The following is a 16071-nucleotide window of genomic DNA, read 5'->3' as shown; positions in this document are numbered from 1 at the left end:
TGAGGCGGCAATTAAGATGGCTTTGATCGTACAAAAGTTTGGGGGCACCTCGGTCGGCACGGTCGAGCGGATCCAGCAGGTGGCCGAGAAGGTCAAGAAATTCCGCGCTGAAGGTCACGATATCGTGGTGGTGGTGTCGGCCATGAGCGGCGAGACCAACCGCCTGATAGGCCTGGCCACGCAGATCAGCGAGCAGCCCAGCCCGCGCGAGCTGGATGTGATCGTCTCGACCGGCGAGCAAGTGACCATCGGCCTGCTGGCCATGGCGCTGATCGAGCGCGGCGTGCCGGCGGTGTCCTATACCGGCAACCAGGTGCGCATCCTCACTGACGATTCGCACACCAAGGCACGTATCCAGCAGATCGACGACCAGCGTATCCGCGCCGACCTCAAGCAGGGCCGCGTGGTCGTGGTCGCGGGCTTCCAGGGTGTGGACGAGCAGGGCAACATCACCACGCTCGGCCGCGGCGGCTCCGACACCACCGGCGTGGCGCTTGCCGCAGCCCTCAAGGCTGACGAGTGCCAGATCTACACAGACGTCGACGGCGTCTACACCACCGACCCGCGCGTGGTGGCCCAGGCGCGCCGGCTGGAAAAGATCACCTTTGAGGAAATGCTCGAAATGGCCAGCCTCGGTTCCAAGGTGCTGCAGATTCGCGCCGTGGAGTTCGCCGGCAAGTACAACGTCCCGCTGCGCGTGTTGCACAGCTTTCAGGAGGGGCCCGGTACCCTCATTACCATCGACGAAGAGGAAACCATGGAACAGCCGATCATTTCCGGCATCGCTTTCAACCGCGACGAAGCCAAGCTGACGATCCGTGGCGTGCCTGATACCCCGGGCGTGGCCTTCAAGATCCTTGGCCCGGTGAGCGCGGCCAATATCGAGGTCGATATGATCGTGCAGAATGTTTCGCACGATAACACCACCGACTTCACCTTCACCGTGCACCGCAACGAATACGTCAAGGCCCAGCAGGTGCTGGAAGCCACCGCTCAGGAAATCGGCGCGCGTGAAGTGATCGGTGACACCAAGATCGCCAAGGTGTCGATCGTAGGCGTAGGCATGCGCTCCCATGCCGGCGTTGCCAGCCGCATGTTCGAGGCACTGGCCAAGGAGAGCATCAACATCCAGATGATCTCGACATCCGAAATCAAGGTGTCGGTGGTGATCGAGGAGAAGTACCTGGAGCTGGCCGTGCGCGCGCTGCATACCGCGTTCGAACTGGACGCCAGCAACAGCCAGGCGGAATAAACCCGTTTCGCTTCCGGGCGCGCCTTCGTGGCGCGCCTTTTGTTTTTCTGCTGCCACTGCGCAGCCCCGCATTTTTCGCAGACGTGTCGGTTACCGACTGTTGTACGTAGGAGAGTAGTAAATGCTGATTTTGACCCGCCGCTGTGCGGAAAGCCTGGTGATTGGCGATGGCGAGATCACTGTGACCGTGCTGGGCGTGAAGGGCAACCAGGTGCGTATTGGCGTGAATGCGCCCAAGGAAGTGGCAGTTCACCGCGAGGAAATCTACCAGCGCATCAAGAAAGAGAAAGACGAAGAACCAAGCCTTTAATTTTTATCGTTTTTTAGTTTGCAAACGGGGAGGAAGCTGGTTAATATACGCCCCGTGTTGCGGAGAGGTGGCCGAGTGGCCGAAGGCGCTCCCCTGCTAAGGGAGTACACCTCAAAAGGGTGTCGGGGTTCGAATCCCCTTCTCCGCCATTATTCAAGGTTGTGTTGTAGAACCTCGGCAGTCTGGCTCAAAAACCTAAGTGATTGAAATCACTGAGAAAAAGAGTTTGACAGCAGTAAGAAAATCTCTACAATGCGCCACACGAAATACGCACTCGTAGCTCAGCTGGATAGAGTACCCGGCTACGAACCGGGCGGTCAGAGGTTCGAATCCTCTCGAGTGCGCCATATCCGAAGTCAACTAACCTAGTTACGTTGGCTTCAGGTAAAACCAGTGGTGATCTGGTCTAAAAATACCAACACGCACTCGTAGCTCAGCTGGATAGAGTACCCGGCTACGAACCGGGCGGTCAGAGGTTCGAATCCTCTCGAGTGCGCCATATAAAAAAGCCCGCATCGATAGATGCGGGCTTTTTCTTTGCGCGTTGGAAATGGTGGAGCCGGGCGAGCCTTGCGTTGTGCTGCTCACCCCGCTGTTGTAAGGTCTTGTCCCCATTTTCAACGGACGCCTCCCGTCATGCCCGTCAACGGACGCACCCCGGCCTACGCCGTGGGCCTGATCATTCCTTTCTGGCTGCTGCTGGGCCTGATCGTCACCAGCCATTTTTACCCCGGCTACAGCCACATCAACCAGGCGATGAGCGCTTTGGGTGCGGTAGGCTCGCCCACGCAGGCTATATCGCCACTGATCGACAACTATCCGCTGGGCCTGTTCTTCATCATCTTTTCCCTGGGCGTCATTTTTACCCCGAACCTGCCCAGGCTCGGCAGGTTCACGGGCGTGCTGATCGGGCTCCATGGCTTGGCCAATCTCTTTACCGGGTACTTCCCTTGCGATGCGCTGTGCAAGCCGGTGGAGCCCTCTGCCTCACAGCTGATCCATAACACGGCAGGGTTCGCGATGTTGCTCACCCTGCTTGCAGCCAGTGCCCTGTGGAGCTGGCTGGCGTTCCGCGTGCAAGAGCGCTGGTTCGGCTTCTGGTCGATCATCCTGACCTTCGCCACTGTCGCGTCCATTCCGTGGATGGCGGCTGCTGCGCAGATGGAGACCAGTTTCGGCCTCTACCAGCGTTTCAACTATTTCAGCCAGCTGATCTGGGTGGCAGTCTTCGCCTGGATGCTGATTCGTCGTCAGGCGCGTGCCTGACGGAACGTCAGGTTGATCCGCCGCGCGCCCAGCCTCGGGTGCGTGGCTGGTGCCAGCGGCAGCACGCCGTGAAAGCGCAGGCGGTCCACGCCACCCCACACCACCACATCGCCGTGTGCCAGCGCTATACGCTGCGGCTTGTCGCTGCGCTGGTGGCCACCCCGAAGAAATACGGCGGCAATGCCCAATGAAACCGAGACGATCGGTGCGCGCAGGTCGCGCTCGTCGCGATCCTGATGCAGCCCCATACCGGCACCCGGCCGGTAGTGGTTGATCAGGCAGGCATCCGGCGCAAAGCCCTCGAAGCCTGCCGCGCTCGCAGCCTCGCGAGCGAGTTCAGCGAACAGGGCTGGCATTGCGGGCCAGGGTTGGCCGTTTTCAGGATCGTAAGGTGTGTAGCGGTAGCCCCGGGCGTCGCTTACCCAGCCTAATGCGCCGCAACTGGTGGTGCCCACGCTCATGCGCCCGCCGCCTGGCGTGCTCAGCTGCCGCAGTGGCGCCTGGGCACGGACGGCCAGCAGCTCAGGGTAAAGACCTTCAACCCAAGGCAAAGCGAATCCGGGAAGGTGCCAGGCCGCCTCGCCGAGAGCGCGAGGCGGGCCGGGGAGGGCTCGAGACCTGTGAACAGGTCGAGGGTGTACATGTTTCAGCTCACTTGCCGGGCACCAGGGTCAAGCGCTGGGTGCCGTAGGCCTTGTCGAAATTTTGCGGCTGCATCGGGAAGGTAACGTAGCGCCCCTTGAGCCAGGCATCGATGCTGTCGGCGTAGTGAGGGCTGGCCGGGTTGCCCGACTGGCCAGTGCTGTTCACGCCCATCATGGGCTCCGGCTGGCCAAAGTCGACGACGATCCGCATGGCCGGGATCAGCCAGGCGTCGAAATTGCTGCCGCCCCAGTGCCAGGCTGAAGCATTGAGGGTGTCCTGGTCGCCACCTGCCGGGAACGGGCCGCGGTTGAGGTAGCCACTGAGCGCCGAGACGCTGGCGCGTTGAGTCGCGTTGAGCCATGGCGCCAGCCTGGTGCTGTCGCTGGTGAAGGTGTACTGGTGCAGCTTGCCCCACTGCCATGCCTGGCGATCGCTGCCCAGTTGTGCTTCGCCTGCGCGTACGGCGGCAGCCAGGCTGCGGGCCAGGATGGCCGGTTTGTCTTCCTTCTGAGGGTGCGAACATCATCCCAGAACGGGCTGTCATCGCGGCCGAGCAGGTGGTCGGCCTGCGCCGAATAGCTGGTATCGGCGTTGGCGACGAAGGCCTTCCAGCTGGGGCTGTCTTCCGGCCCCAGTTCGTCGAGGAAGATCTGCTTGCAGCTTTCCTGCAGGAACAACTCATACAGCGCCGCATCGGCTGAGGTGGGGCTGAGGTTGCCATTGAACGCCATCAACCGGCTCAGCGCTTCACGCGCTCGGCTGCGATCGGCCTCTGGCAACGCTTCGATCGCTTGCTTCAGTGGGCCTGCCATGCCGGGAGCCTGGAACATCTGCTGAAGCTTGGCGGCGAAGGTGGTCGTCTGGTCGTATTGCATGGCGATCATGCTGCGAGCGTCCTGCTTGCCATTGGCGGCCAGCTGGGCCATGCGCTCGCTGCGCGCGGGGTAGTACCAGGAGCTGGACAACTGCATGCCATAGCCCGGCTGCACGGTGCGCTGGTTAGCCGTGCCCAGCCAGCCTTGGGCCGGGTCCTGATCGTAGGGATGCAGCATCGCATCGGCGTAGCCGTCCCAGTCGTACTGGCCAGCCCAGCCTGGCGAAGGCACCAGGCCCTTGCCGTCCTTGCGGTCTGGGATAGCGGCCGGTCACCTGCCAGCCGATGTGCTGGGCGTCTGCAAATACCAGGTTGAGGGCGATGGCACGAATGTCGCGGCTGGCGTCGAAGGCTTTTTCAACGCTGCCTGCACGGGTCAGGTCGAAGAAGGCATCGAGGGATTTGTCGCCCTTCAGATCCGGTGTTTTCAGCGCCAGGCCGTAGCGGCTGGTGACACCCAACGGCTGGAGGTCGAGTTTGCGCTCACCCAACGCCGGGTTGAGCAGTGGGCCGTGCGCAGTGGAATACACGGCTTCGCGCACGGGTTTTTCGCCCTTGATGAAGTAGGTTTCGCTACGCACGGTGGCCGGGCGCCACTGGCCGTTTTCCAGGTACATCAAACGGCCGTTATCTCGCTTGAGCTGCTCGAGGAACACATCCTGGTTGTCGCCCATGACCATGGTCATGCCCCAGGCCAGCTTACCGTTGAAGCCCGCTACAACGGCCGGCACGCCGGCCAGCGTGATGCCGGCAGCCTGGAATTTCGGCGAGCGCAGTTGTACGAAGTTCCAGGCTGAAGGCAGCCCGATCGGCAGGTGCGTGTCGTTGGCCAGCAGGCTTTTGCCGCTTCGGCTGCGCGAGGGGGCGAACGCCCAGTTGTTCGACGCCGCAAGGCCGCCCTGGCCCAAGGCAGCCAGTTGCTGGCGCACGGCATCGAGGTTGGCGAACTGGCCAGCGAGGTTGAGGCCTTTGAGTTTGTCGGCTTCGCTGAAGGGCAGTGCCTCGTCGGGGTAGATGGGCAACAGCCAGGCGAGCTTGTCGGCGCCTACTTTTGCGCCAGCACCAGTGAGTTGAGCTCTTCCTGCAGGTTGCTCGAGAGGCTGAAGTTCATCAGGCAGAACAGCAGCGCAGAGTCTTCGGGCTTCCAGTATTCAGGGGTATAGCCTGCCTCGGCGAGGTCCATCGGCAACTTGTCACGATAGCGGAACAGCCAGGCATTCACGCCGCGGGCGTAGATCTCGAAAAACTGCTTCATGCGCGGCGATGCAGCCGCGTACAGCTCCCCTGCACGGCTTTTGAGATCGACGGTGCGCATGAAACGGTCCACGTCCAGCGCTGCCGGGCCTGCCAGTTCCGACAGCCGGCCTTGTGCGAGCAGGCGCATGCTGGCCATCTGGCTGATGCGGTCGCTGGCGTGTACATAGCCCAGCGCGAACAGCGCGTCGTGAAAGTTGCTGGTCTCTATCAGCGGCATGCCCAGCGCATTGCGCCGCACCGAAACGTTCTGCCCCAGGCCGGTAAGCGGCTGCACACCTTGCGCAGGGGGCAGGCTGCCCTCGTAGCGGTCGTCGAGCCAGCCCTGGCAGCCGGCCAGGCCCAGCACGCTGCCGAATACGGCCGTGGAGGCAAAACGAAAAGCAAACGCGCGCGACATGGGGGCTCCTGCGCAGGGGGAACGGAAAGGCGCTAAGGTAGTGACGCGGCAGGCGTGGCGCAAGCGGCGGCACGAGGATATTTCCCGCCTTCCATCGCATGCCGCCCCTGCGTCTATACGGCGCTGGAACAACCAGTGCGGCGCATGGGTCAAGAGTAGGGCAACAGCTGCCACCTCGGGCGCTGTCCACCATCATCCTGTGGAGGGAGATGCCAATGAAAGAGTGGGAGATCACCTTCGTTGATCAAAAAGGCGTACCCACCCGCCTGCCGATTCGCTCCGAGCAGTGCCCCAGCGCTGAAGAGGCTGCGTTGGCGATCCGAGCACATTTGTTTCCGGTGATCGAAAAAGCCGACCTCAATGATTTCGAAGGCCGGGTGACAGCCCCTACCGCCAAATGGCTGGAGGAGCAGAATGGGGTGAGATCACGTCCATTCAGGAGATAGCCGCCTGAGCCGGTTACAGCTACAGTGAAGGCAGGCCTGGGTGTGCTCCAGGCCTGTTTGCCAACACATCATTCGCACACCGCAATGCACACACACCTCACACCTCGCATCACAAGCCCTGCCACGAACGTCGTAACAGGAGGCCCACGGAACGCGCAACGCCCAATCCATCGCAACTTGGGAGGACGTTTCATGAGCAATGCCTATTCCGAAGACGTCAGCACCGCAGTATTGCGCCGCATGAAAGAAGGCGGTTTCGATTTCGCCAGCATTCACCCCATCGAGTTCTATGCCACCTTCCCCGATGAAGACACCGCTCGCGCTGCTGCGGGCCAGTTCCGTGGAGAGTCGCTCAATGCGCAGGTTCGTGAGCGTGAGAAGGCGGGTGGCACCTTGAGCTGTCGCGGCTGATGTTCGCGACCTATGACGGGATCGATGAGTTCGAGCACGACTTCTCCAAGGTGGTAAGGCCACTGGGAGGGGAGTTCGAGGGTTGGGGAGTAAAGCAGCGGGTGCGCAAGCTCAACGCCTGACTGCGCTGTTTTCAAGGCCGGCTTCGCCGGCCTTTTAAGTGGGTGGCGTTCAGCCGAACCAACGCCCCAGGTTGGGGAGGATCAACACCAACGTGGTAGCGAAAACGATTAAGCTCGCCTGGCGAATTTTGGGATGTCTGAACATGGCTGCATGCCTTTCATTGTTGTTATTGCCCGGCAGTACAGGCCCATCCATTCTGGGCCGCGTGCGCGGGGCATGATGCATAACGTGTCGCAGGCCCCCGTGTATGTGGCCCTTACCCTCTTTACTGTAAGCACGAATCAGTAAAAAGCTTAGAGCGGTTTGTACGCTCTAATAGCTTTTTTCATGCCAAAGTCGTATGGAACCGTTGCCCGATGCAATGCCGCTCGCCAGCTAGAGCCCCGCATGCAGCCAGGCTTGCCGGCTGACCGTTCGTCAGCCCTTGCCAGCGCGTCGCTTTCGTTGCAGGCTTTGGCGGTTTCTGCACGGGGCCCGCCCGCTAATCTGAGAGGTCGTTCATGCCATTGCGAATCTGCATCCTGGAAACTGACCATATCCGCCCGGAGTTGGTGGAGCGTTACCAGGGCTATGGCCATATGTTCACGCGGCTGTTCCAGCGCCAGCCGATTCCTGCCGAGTTCGAGATCTTCAACGTGGTCGATGGCCAATACCCCGCAGCGGGCGAGCGGTACGATGCCTATCTGGTCACAGGCAGCAAGGCCGATTCGTTCGGCAGCGATCCCTGGATTGCGCCATTGAAAGCTTTCTTATTGGCGCGCTATGCCGAGGGCGCCAAATTGCTGGGTATCTGCTTCGGCCATCAGCTATTGGCGCTGACGCTGGGCGGCAAGGCCGAACGGGCGCATCAGGGTTGGGGTGTGGGTACGCACCGCTACACTGTGGGTGAGCCGAGCGAGTGGATGACGCCTGCCGCCGAAGGCCTGACCCTGCTGATCAGCCACCAGGACCAGGTCACCGAACTGCCAGAGGGGGCGACCGTGGTCGCTTCCAGCGCGTTCTGCCCTTTCGCCGCCTACCAGCTCAACGACCAGGTGCTGTGCTTCCAGGGCCACCCGGAATTTGTACACGATTACTCCCGCGCACTGCTGGAACTGCGCCAGATGCACTTGGGTGATGGCGTCTATGCCGCAGCGATGGACAGCCTCGCGCACGACCACGATGGTGCCACGGTGGCCGAGTGGATGATGCGTTTTGTGGCACAGGGCAAGGCTAAAGCCAGCCAGAGCGCTTGAAGATCACATAAAGCCCGCAACAGCCACCGCCTATTACACCTAATACGGTGAAGTAGCCGTAATGCCAGTTGAGCTCGGGCATGTACTGGAAATTCATGCCGTAGATACCGGCGATCGCCGTGGGTAGCGCCAGGATGGCGGCCCATGCTGCGAACTTGCGCTGGGTGATGCTCTGCCGCGCGGACTCCAGCAGCATGCCGATCTCGATGGTTTGCCCGGCGATGTCGCGTGCGCCGGCCAGGTCTTCCATCTGCCTGCTCACATGAATTTGCACGTCACGAAAGTAAGGCCGCATGTTCTTGTCGATGAAGGGGAACGTCAGCCGTTGCAGTTCTTCGCTGATCTCCACCATCGGCGCCAGGTAGCGGCCCAGGCGCAATAGCTCGCGGCGCAGTTGGTGCAATTGGCGAATATCGTCTTCGGGCGGGTGACGTGACAGCACCTGGCGCTCGAGCACCTCGATTTCCTGATGATCGCTTCGGCGACCGGGTGGTAGCACTCGGTCACGAAGTCGAGCAGGGCGTAGAGCACGAAGTCTTCGCCATGGTCCAGCAGCAGCGGGCGGGCCTCGCAGCGCTGGCGAACCTGCGCATAGGAGGCCGAGTGGCCGTTGCGGCAGGTCACCACATAGCCTTTGCCGGCGAAGATATGGGTTTCAATGAACACCAGCACGCCGTTCTCGCGGACGGGCGAGTAGGTCACGATGAACAGCGCATCGCCGAAAGTCTCAAGCTTGGGCCGGCTGTGGCGCTCCAGCGCATCCTCGATGGCCAGCTCGTGCAGTTTGAATTGCCCTTGCAGCGTGGCCAGGATTGCCGCGTCGGCCTCTTCCACACCTATCCATACGAAATGACCCGGCTCTTCAGTCCATTGCCTGGCTTGGTCTATTGGAATGTCACGAAGCTTTTTGCCGGCGGCATACACCGCCGAGGCGACCACTCTGCCCATGCTGGCACGGCCTTTTTATGTGATGAGCTTATGATTGGGCAGGCGCGGCGGAGTTCTGCGGTGCCGGGCTTGAAAGATGATCGATGCAGAATTGCATTTGTTCCGCGGCAGCGGGCCATCAACTCGGGTACGTCCTTGCTGGTCAGGCCTTGGGTCGGGATCGGCGGCAGGGACCGCACGCGCAGTTCACCGCTGTGCCAGCGGTTGAAGTTCAGGCGGCCGCTGTAGCGGCTTACACACAAGGGCACGATGGGCACGCCGGCCTCGATGGCCATCTGAAACGCCCCTTTTTGAACGGCAGCAAGGTCTCACCGGGGTTGCGTGTACCTTCGGGGAAAATCCAGATCGAAGTGTTCTGTTCGGCCAGCACGCGGGAGGTGGTTTGCAGAGCACGGCGGGCCTGGTAGGCGTTTTCGCGGTTGAGCAGTACGTTGCCGCCCAGCCAGAACAGCTGGCCGAAAAATGGCACCCACTTCAGGCTCTTCTTGCCGATGCAGGCCATGCGGCGGGGCACGACGGTGCCAAGCAGGAACAGATCCCAGTTGGATTGGTGGTTGGCAATGATCACGCATCCAGGGGGCTGGTCATGCAAGGGGCCGACTTCAGCTTCGAGTTTCAGGCCGAGGATACGCAAGGCAGGGTGGCTGTACAGGCGCCCGAACAGGCGATTGTCGTCCGGGTTGAACGGCCGCAGAACACCGATGATCAGCCCGACGAAGCCGACGAAGAGAAAATTCAGGCCCACCAGGACCATGCGGAGCAAATAAAGCATTGCGCGCCATACCTTTGTGCTTAAGGCAGCGAGTGTACGGTCGCGCGCCGCCGTCGGCAAATGAAGGGCGTGCTTCAGGCCGTAAGCAGTTGCTCGCGGTCCAGGGCGATGGCGCGGTCGAGCTCTTCGAGCAAGGCCTTGCGCACTTTACGCTTGGTCGATGCGTGTGCCTTGCGGTTGAGGTGCGAGAGTTCGAGGGCCACCTCCTCGGCGCGGTCCTGGAAGCGAGCCGGCTCCACCACCTCATCGAGAAAGCCCGCCGCCACCGCCGCTTGCGGGTTGAACATCTCGGCATCTGTTCACCGCGCGCTCGAACGCCGCCGCCTGCAGGCGTGAGCGTGCCAGCGTGATGCCTGCATGGTGCATGGTCATACCGATCATCACCTCGTTCAGGCCGATCTGGAACGGGCCTTCTATACCGACGCGGTAATCGGCGCACAGCAGGAGGAAGGCGCCCTTGGCGATCGCGTGGCCACTGCAGGCCATCACCACTGGTGCCGGGAACGCCAACAGCCTGCGCGCCAGTGCCGAGCCACTGGCCACCAGCTCGGTGGCCTGGGCCATGCCTGCGCTCATGACCTTGAGGTCGTAGCCGCCGGAAAACACCCCGGCCTGGCCGGTGACCAGCACCACGGCGTTATCAGCTTCGGCGCGGTCAAGGCAGTGGTTGAAAGCGGCGATCACCTCGGGCGACAGCGCGTTGACCTTGCCGTTGTTGAGCATCAAGGTGGCGATGCCGTCGTTGAGGCGGTAATCGATCAGGTCGGTCATGGGCAGTGCGTCCGTTCCGGGGCAGGGTGGTGCGTGACGTTACCCATCGCCGGCGCCCAGGTAAAGCACCAAGGCTGACCACCCGGTCACGGGTCCGCGATTGGCCCACTGGTTAAGCGCATGAAAATTCTGCAAAAAAACCTTTGCCATCAATGCCGCTTTCGACTACATTAGCGCGCCTCGGCACAGCAAGCCTGTGCCGAACCCGGTGAAGTGTCCGAGTGGTCGAAGGAGCACGCCTGGAAAGTGTGTATACAGGAAACTGTATCAAGGGTTCAAATCCCTTCTTCACCGCCACTTTCGATTCAACGTAAGCCCCTGGTATTCGATAAGAATCCAGGGGTTTTCGTTTTTTCCGATGTGATCGTGCCCAACGCTTCAGCCGAGTACTTCCCCTCCGCTATTTCCAGCTTTCGCAATGAAACGCCAAGGTGTGTTGGGGCGCATATTTATAGAGCGCCGCAGCCAAGCGGTGGTCGTTCGTAAAAATCACATGCTCGCGGGCCAAGGAAATGAGCGAACAATCGGCCAGGCCGAAGATGTCGATAAGCGGTGATTGGAAATCCCGCGATACGTCCACTGAAATGCATTTGAACTGGGTCGCAGTCAACTCTGCGATGATGCTGAACGCCAGGGTTCTGGCATAGCCGGTCAGGTCAATCAAGTTACTCAGCTCGGCTGCGATGTAGGGCGTTATGTACGCTTCGTCGAACGTGCCAAGCACCGATACAGCCTTTTCGTAGTCTTGAATACTGTACTTGCCCAAGCGGTCGGAGTTCCTGATGTGACGGCCTCCCTCAACTGCGCCGATAGCAATAAGTACGAAAAGATTCGTGTCCAGCACCAAGGATGTTCTGCGCGGCACTCATTTGCCCTCCTTGCATCTGCGAAAACCCCTGAAATCTCCGCTTTGTTTATCGATCATGAACACCCGAAACTCTCTGCGGTGCGCCAACAGCCCGGCAAGGCCTGCCAGCGCTGCCTGGGCCGCTCCGCTTGCTGGTGGCGGCCCGTCGACGTTGTAACTGAGGGTGATCTCATAAACCTTGTCGTCCTCGGAAATGACAGCCTCCTCAAGCACCGGGCTCTGGGCAGAGGGTACGAGTTCACCTACTTTTTCAATGGCAGTCTGAATAGCCTGTTTGAAATCGATCATGTTCATGACGTCCAGGGCATTGGAGTGAGAGTGCTCGTGCATGGGAGGCTCGTTCTTGCCGAAATGATGGGCAACTGGGTCGCTGCCATTTTCTGTCGGAACGAGCCGCCCGTAAAACCTGAAGGCCTCGTATTTTGTGTCAAGTTTTATAGATATCAATCCGGAACTGAAAATCCGCCCCCCAGTTTCTCCCGCAACAGCCCCACCAACGCCGTCACCGCACGCGGCACCTGAGGCGAGTAGGGCCTGATCAGGTGGATCTCCCCGGCAAAGGCTCCCCTCAGTTCCCCACCCCGGCAGCACCTGCCGCAGGCTGCCGCTGGCCAAGGCGGCATGGGGCGCTGAAGTCCGGCAGCAGGGCAATGCCGATATCGTTGAGGGCCGCATCGCGCAGCGCTTCGCTGTTGTTGGTGGCAAAACTTCCGCTGATGGGCACAGTGACCCGCTCGGCATCTTCACCAGGGCCTGCCGCCGCACGTTCGAACGTCCACGCGGGTTGGTCGACGCCGCGCGGATAGTAAAGACAATTGTGCACGCTCAGCGCCTGTGGGGAGGCCGGCTCGCCATGACGGGCCAGGTATTGCGCGCTGGCTACCAGCACCGAGGCGGTATCGCACAACTTCCAGGCGACATGGGTGTCGGGCACCTGAAAACTGTGGCGAACGGCCAGGTCGTAGCCTTGCGCGGCAATGGAGCTGAGCGCATCGGAGACATCCAGCTGTATCCGCACCTGCGGATACGCGGCGAAGAAGCCCGCCAGATGTGGCACCAACTGCTGGCGGGCGAAGGCGACAGGCGCGGTCAGGCGCAACAGGCCGGCGACGGCACCAGCGGAATCGCGTACTGCGCGAAAGCTCTGTTCGATGTGGGCGTAGGCGCCACGCACCTCGCGCGTGAGTGTGCTGCCTGCCTCGGTCAGCCGCACGCTGCGTGTGGTGCGGGTCACCAGGCGAGTACCGGTGGCCCGTTCCAGGTCGCTGATTTTCTGGCTCACTACCGACTTGCTCACGCCCAGGCGTGCAGCGGCTGCGGTATAGGTGCCCTGTTCCTCCAGCACCGCCAGCCAGTGGATGTGAGACCAGAGGCCCTCGATTTGCATATGCTCCATCGGCTTATTGTTCTCTGATGCAGACAATGAGTTCTGCATTCTGCTCTCGTTAAGAACAAAAACCAAAGCTATGGTGGGGCATTGCCAGTCAATAACAGAGAGAAACTCGCCATGAGCACCACCATCGAGCATTACATCGACGACGCCCGCGTAAGCGGAGGCGACCACTATCAGGACGTCTGCAACCCCGCCACCGGCGAGGTGACCGGGCGTGTTGCGTTGGGCAGCGCTGAAACCGTCGATCAGGCCGTGGCCGCTGCGCGTGCTGCGTTTCCAGAGTGGAGCGAGACCCCGCCCATCCGCCGTGCACGGGTGCTGTTCCGTTACCTGCAGCTGCTGCAGGAGCGCAAGGACGACCTGGCGCGCATCATCACCGCTGAGCACGGCAAGGTGTTCACCGACGCACAAGGCGAGGTGGAACGTGGCATCGACATTCTGGAGTTCGCCTGTGGCATTCCACACCTGCTCAAGGGAGACCACACCGACCAGGTGTCGCGCGGTATCGACAACTGGACGGTGCGCCAGCCTCTGGGCGTGGTAGCGGGTGTGACGCCGTTCAATTTCCCGGTGATGGTACCGATGTGGATGTACCCGATCGCCATCGCTGCCGGTAACACCTTCGTGCTCAAGCCCAGCCCGACCGACCCGAGCGCGTCGCTGTTCATGGCCGAGCTGTTGCGCGAGGCCGGCTTGCCCAAGGGCGTATTCAATGTGGTGCAGGGTGACAAGGTTGCCGTCGATGCACTGCTGGAACACCCGCACGTCAAGGCCCTCAGCTTCGTCGGCTCGACGCCGATCGCTCAGTACATCTACGAGACGGGCGCTCGCCACGGCAAACGCGTGCAAGGCCTGGGCGGGGCGAAGAACCACATGGTGGTGATGCCCGACGCAGACGTCGAGAAAACGGTCGATGCACTCATGGGCGCCGCATACGGCAGTGCCGGCGAGCGCTGCATGGCGATTTCGGTGGCAGTGCTGGTGGGTGATGTGGCCGACAAGGTCGTTCAGGAGCTGGCCCGCCGTGCCGCCGAGCTGCGCATCACTGATGGCCGCGACCTCAAGGCCGAAATGGGCCCGATCGTAAGCCGTGCTGCGCACGAACGCATTACCGGCCATATCCAGAAAGGTGTGGATGCCGGTGCCAGCCTGGTGGTGGATGGCCGCGGCTTCAAGCCAACCGAAGCGGGCCTTGAGAACGGTTTCTGGCTCGGCGCGACTCTGTTCGACCACGTCACTCCGGAGATGGCCATCTACCGCGAAGAAATCTTCGGCCCGGTGCTGGCGTGCGTACGGGTACCGGACTTCAGCGAAGCGGTGCGCTTGATCAACGAACATGAGTTCGGCAATGGCGTGAGCTGCTTTACCCGTGATGGCAACATCGCCCGTGAGTTCTCGCGACGGATCGAGGTGGGCATGGTCGGCATCAACGTGCCAATCCCTGTACCCATGGCCTGGCACGGCTTCGGCGGCTGGAAGAAGAGCCTGTTCGGCGACATGCATGCTTATGGCAGTGAGGGCGTGCGCTTCTATACCAAGCAGAAGTCGATCATGCAGCGCTGGCCCGAAAGCATCGAGAAAGGCGCCGAGTTCGCCATGCCCGTGGCCAAATAGGCAGCCTTGCTGTTACATCACCAAGCCCCGAACGGCACACGCCCTTCGGGGCTTGGTGTTTATGCGAGGGAATATTTGCCGGCCACTGGGCGTTTTGTTTAGTAATGTTTACATCTGATCGAGGCAATGGCCAAAATAGGCCCTTGAAGAGCGATTATCTCATCGCTTCGATTGAGATATTCTACAAACAACAAGCCTTGGCGGTGCCATCGTGACCAGTGCAACAGCTTCGCGTAACAAACCGGTCGTGCTCATGACCATGGGGGCGCAGGAGCGCAAAGGCCATCCGTACCAGGTGATGACCCACAAATACATCACGCCATTGGTCGAGCTGGCCGGCTGCGTACCGCTGCTGGTGCCCACCTGCTGCGGCATCGATGACCTTGAGCAGTACCTGGCCCTGGCTGATGGCGTCTACCTGACCGGCGCGGGTTCCAACATCGACCCGGCCCACTATGGCCAGGAAAACCTCACGCCGGAAAAACCTCAGGACCGCGACCGCGACAACTTCGACCTGCCTTTGATACGCGCCGCGCTGGACGGCCAGGTCCCGCTGTTCGGTATCTGCCGCGGCATGCAGGAAATCAACGTGGCGTTGGGCGGGAATATCCATCAAAAGCTTTACGCCCAGCCCGGGGTGATGGATCACCGCGAAAACCCCGATGCCTCGGTTGCCGAACAGTACGGTGTACAGCCACGGTGTGGCCCTGGCAGCCAATTCGTGGCTGGCCGAGGCTATGGGCAGCAGCGAGATTCGCGTGAACTCACCTGCATGGCCAGGGCATTGACCGCCTGGCCGAAGGCTTGCAGGTGCTTGGCCGGGCCCCGGACGGTGTGATCGAGGCGTTCGGTGGCGAAAACCTTGCCTCTTTCCTGCTTGCGGTGCAGTGGCACCCGGAATGGCTGGCCGCCAGCAACCCGGTGTCGATCAAGCTGTTCCAGGCATTCGGTGACGCCTGCCGAGCCTACCGCGCCAAGCGTGGCCTTTGAGCCGGTGAGCCGGTATCCTTCGCGCCCTTCGATAGACCAAGGAGCGAAGGATGAAATCATGGATTGTGGGCCTGGCCGTATTGATGCTGGCCGGTTGCGGGAGCCGGGCAATCGACCACGCCCCTGCGCCCATCGGTGACGAAGAGGCCCGTGCGGCGATGTTGCAGGTGTTGCAAGGGTTGCCGGGCAAGCGTGCTCCCGACCAGACCTTCGTTACGACTGAATATTTCGGATACGCCAGCGGGCCGCTTTACGCCAGGCCGGCAGGCGAGGGGGCGGCTGTGCCACGCAAGGGTGTTGCGCGTAACCTCCAGGTGCAGGTGTATTTCAGCCAAGTGAGCAAGGTCGATCTGTACAAGGCTCGCCAGGGCCGTTGCAAGCTGATCGTGCGTGATGGCGAAGGCCGTTCACTGTACCGCGCCGTTGCGCTGACCGAGCAGGCCTGCCAGCGGTTCTCGGATGCGGTGATGCACTTCAAGCGTTGAGCTGGTGGGCAATC

The 16071-nt window shown here is 61.3% G+C and carries 11 protein-coding genes, 4 tRNA genes and 6 pseudogenes; 13 read left to right on the top strand and 8 right to left on the bottom strand.

Features of this window, described 5'->3' with window-relative positions; all coding sequences use genetic code 11:
* The first annotated feature begins 16 nt into the window (after positions 1-16).
* The 6 genes from LN139_RS14885 to LN139_RS14860 all read left to right on the top strand — a co-directional run bounded on the left by LN139_RS14885 (position 17) and on the right by LN139_RS14860 (position 2828).
* The gene (locus tag LN139_RS14885; protein ID WP_236354691.1) at positions 17-1252 is read left to right on the top strand and encodes an aspartate kinase; all 1236 of its coding nucleotides are present in this window, start codon (positions 17-19) and stop codon (positions 1250-1252) included.
* Between the two features lie 121 nt (positions 1253-1373).
* The gene (gene csrA / locus LN139_RS14880) at positions 1374-1562 is read left to right on the top strand and encodes a carbon storage regulator CsrA (protein WP_097085511.1); all 189 of its coding nucleotides are present in this window, start codon (positions 1374-1376) and stop codon (positions 1560-1562) included.
* A gap of 61 nt (positions 1563-1623) precedes the next feature.
* Positions 1624-1711 (top strand) — tRNA-Ser (locus tag LN139_RS14875).
* A gap of 121 nt (positions 1712-1832) precedes the next feature.
* Positions 1833-1909: transfer RNA gene (locus tag LN139_RS14870), tRNA-Arg, on the top strand.
* Between the two features lie 75 nt (positions 1910-1984).
* Positions 1985-2061, top strand: a tRNA-Arg gene (locus LN139_RS14865).
* Between the two features lie 137 nt (positions 2062-2198).
* Entirely contained in the window at positions 2199-2828 is a 630-nt protein-coding gene (locus tag LN139_RS14860) for a DUF998 domain-containing protein (RefSeq protein ID WP_236354689.1), read from the top strand.
* Here the strand turns inward: LN139_RS14860 and alkB are convergent.
* Positions 2813-3478: a DNA oxidative demethylase AlkB gene (gene alkB, locus LN139_RS14855; RefSeq protein WP_236360432.1), complete on the bottom strand. Its 666-nt coding sequence runs from the start codon at positions 3476-3478 to the stop codon at positions 2813-2815. The genes LN139_RS14860 and alkB overlap by 16 nt on opposite strands.
* Before the next feature lies 1 nt (position 3479).
* A pseudogene (locus tag LN139_RS14850) lies at positions 3480-6001 on the bottom strand (penicillin acylase family protein).
* Positions 6002-6216: 215 nt separating this feature from the next.
* On the opposite strand from LN139_RS14850, the gene LN139_RS14845 reads away from it, so the two are divergent.
* The 3 genes and pseudogenes from LN139_RS14845 to LN139_RS14835 all read left to right on the top strand — a co-directional run bounded on the left by LN139_RS14845 (position 6217) and on the right by LN139_RS14835 (position 8216).
* Complete coding sequence (locus LN139_RS14845) at positions 6217-6447, top strand: hypothetical protein (protein WP_236354687.1); 231 nt, start codon at positions 6217-6219, stop codon at positions 6445-6447.
* Positions 6448-6639: 192 nt separating this feature from the next.
* Positions 6640-6980: pseudogene (locus tag LN139_RS14840) on the top strand (ribonuclease E inhibitor RraB).
* Positions 6981-7481: 501 nt separating this feature from the next.
* Positions 7482-8216: an amidotransferase gene (locus LN139_RS14835; protein WP_236354682.1), complete on the top strand. Its 735-nt coding sequence runs from the start codon at positions 7482-7484 to the stop codon at positions 8214-8216.
* Here the strand turns inward: LN139_RS14835 and LN139_RS14830 are convergent.
* From LN139_RS14830 to LN139_RS14820, 3 genes and pseudogenes are all read right to left on the bottom strand, one after another.
* Positions 8194-9164: pseudogene (locus tag LN139_RS14830) on the bottom strand (magnesium and cobalt transport protein CorA). The gene LN139_RS14835 and the pseudogene LN139_RS14830 overlap by 23 nt on opposite strands.
* Positions 9165-9396: 232 nt before the next feature.
* Entirely contained in the window at positions 9397-9936 is a 540-nt protein-coding gene (locus tag LN139_RS14825; protein ID WP_442964324.1) for a lysophospholipid acyltransferase family protein, read from the bottom strand.
* 74 nt (positions 9937-10010) lie between these two features.
* Positions 10011-10707: pseudogene (locus tag LN139_RS14820) on the bottom strand (crotonase/enoyl-CoA hydratase family protein).
* 207 nt (positions 10708-10914) lie between these two features.
* Between LN139_RS14820 and LN139_RS14815 the strand changes: the two are divergent.
* Positions 10915-11004 (top strand) — tRNA-Ser (locus tag LN139_RS14815).
* Positions 11005-11107: 103 nt separating this feature from the next.
* On the opposite strand, the gene LN139_RS14810 is transcribed toward LN139_RS14815, so the two are convergent.
* The 3 genes and pseudogenes from LN139_RS14810 to LN139_RS14800 form a co-directional block, all read right to left on the bottom strand.
* Complete coding sequence (locus LN139_RS14810; RefSeq protein WP_236354679.1) at positions 11108-11572, bottom strand: hypothetical protein; 465 nt, start codon at positions 11570-11572, stop codon at positions 11108-11110.
* Positions 11573-11905 carry a hypothetical protein gene (locus tag LN139_RS14805; protein ID WP_236354675.1) on the bottom strand — a complete coding sequence of 111 codons (333 nt, stop codon included), beginning with the start codon at positions 11903-11905 and terminating at the stop codon, positions 11573-11575.
* 113 nt (positions 11906-12018) lie between these two features.
* A pseudogene (locus LN139_RS14800) lies at positions 12019-12971 on the bottom strand (LysR family transcriptional regulator).
* Positions 12972-13082: 111 nt separating this feature from the next.
* On the opposite strand from LN139_RS14800, the gene LN139_RS14795 reads away from it, so the two are divergent.
* The 3 genes and pseudogenes from LN139_RS14795 to LN139_RS14785 all read left to right on the top strand — a co-directional run bounded on the left by LN139_RS14795 (position 13083) and on the right by LN139_RS14785 (position 16057).
* The gene (locus tag LN139_RS14795) at positions 13083-14582 is read left to right on the top strand and encodes a CoA-acylating methylmalonate-semialdehyde dehydrogenase (RefSeq protein WP_236354673.1); all 1500 of its coding nucleotides are present in this window, start codon (positions 13083-13085) and stop codon (positions 14580-14582) included.
* Positions 14583-14835: 253 nt separating this feature from the next.
* Positions 14836-15572 (top strand): annotated as a pseudogene (locus tag LN139_RS14790) (gamma-glutamyl-gamma-aminobutyrate hydrolase family protein).
* A gap of 50 nt (positions 15573-15622) precedes the next feature.
* A complete protein-coding gene (locus LN139_RS14785; protein WP_236354672.1) occupies positions 15623-16057 on the top strand; it encodes a hypothetical protein in 435 nt (144 codons plus the stop codon).
* The last annotated feature ends 14 nt before the right edge of the window (positions 16058-16071 follow it).

Origin of the sequence: Pseudomonas sp. KNUC1026 (assembly GCF_021650705.1) — a bacterium.
GTDB lineage: Bacteria > Pseudomonadota > Gammaproteobacteria > Pseudomonadales > Pseudomonadaceae > Aquipseudomonas.
Note: the sequence above shows the minus strand (reverse complement) of the source record. Positions and strands in the feature narration are given on the sequence as shown.

What these genes read in the sequence shown, in the direction of transcription:
- LN139_RS14885 (WP_236354691.1), top strand. Translation starts at nt 17, where the DNA reads ATGGCTTTGATCGTACAAAAGTTTGGGGGCACCTCGGTCGGCACGGTC.
- csrA (WP_097085511.1), top strand. Translation starts at nt 1,374, where the DNA reads ATGCTGATTTTGACCCGCCGCTGTGCGGAAAGCCTGGTGATTGGCGAT.
- LN139_RS14860 (WP_236354689.1), top strand. Translation starts at nt 2,199, where the DNA reads ATGCCCGTCAACGGACGCACCCCGGCCTACGCCGTGGGCCTGATCATT.
- LN139_RS14845 (WP_236354687.1), top strand. Translation starts at nt 6,217, where the DNA reads ATGAAAGAGTGGGAGATCACCTTCGTTGATCAAAAAGGCGTACCCACC.
- LN139_RS14835 (WP_236354682.1), top strand. Translation starts at nt 7,482, where the DNA reads ATGCCATTGCGAATCTGCATCCTGGAAACTGACCATATCCGCCCGGAG.
- LN139_RS14825 (WP_442964324.1), bottom strand. Translation starts at nt 9,936, where the DNA reads ATGCTTTATTTGCTCCGCATGGTCCTGGTGGGCCTGAATTTTCTCTTC.
- LN139_RS14805 (WP_236354675.1), bottom strand. Translation starts at nt 11,905, where the DNA reads ATGCACGAGCACTCTCACTCCAATGCCCTGGACGTCATGAACATGATC.
- LN139_RS14795 (WP_236354673.1), top strand. Translation starts at nt 13,083, where the DNA reads ATGAGCACCACCATCGAGCATTACATCGACGACGCCCGCGTAAGCGGA.
- LN139_RS14785 (WP_236354672.1), top strand. Translation starts at nt 15,623, where the DNA reads ATGAAATCATGGATTGTGGGCCTGGCCGTATTGATGCTGGCCGGTTGC.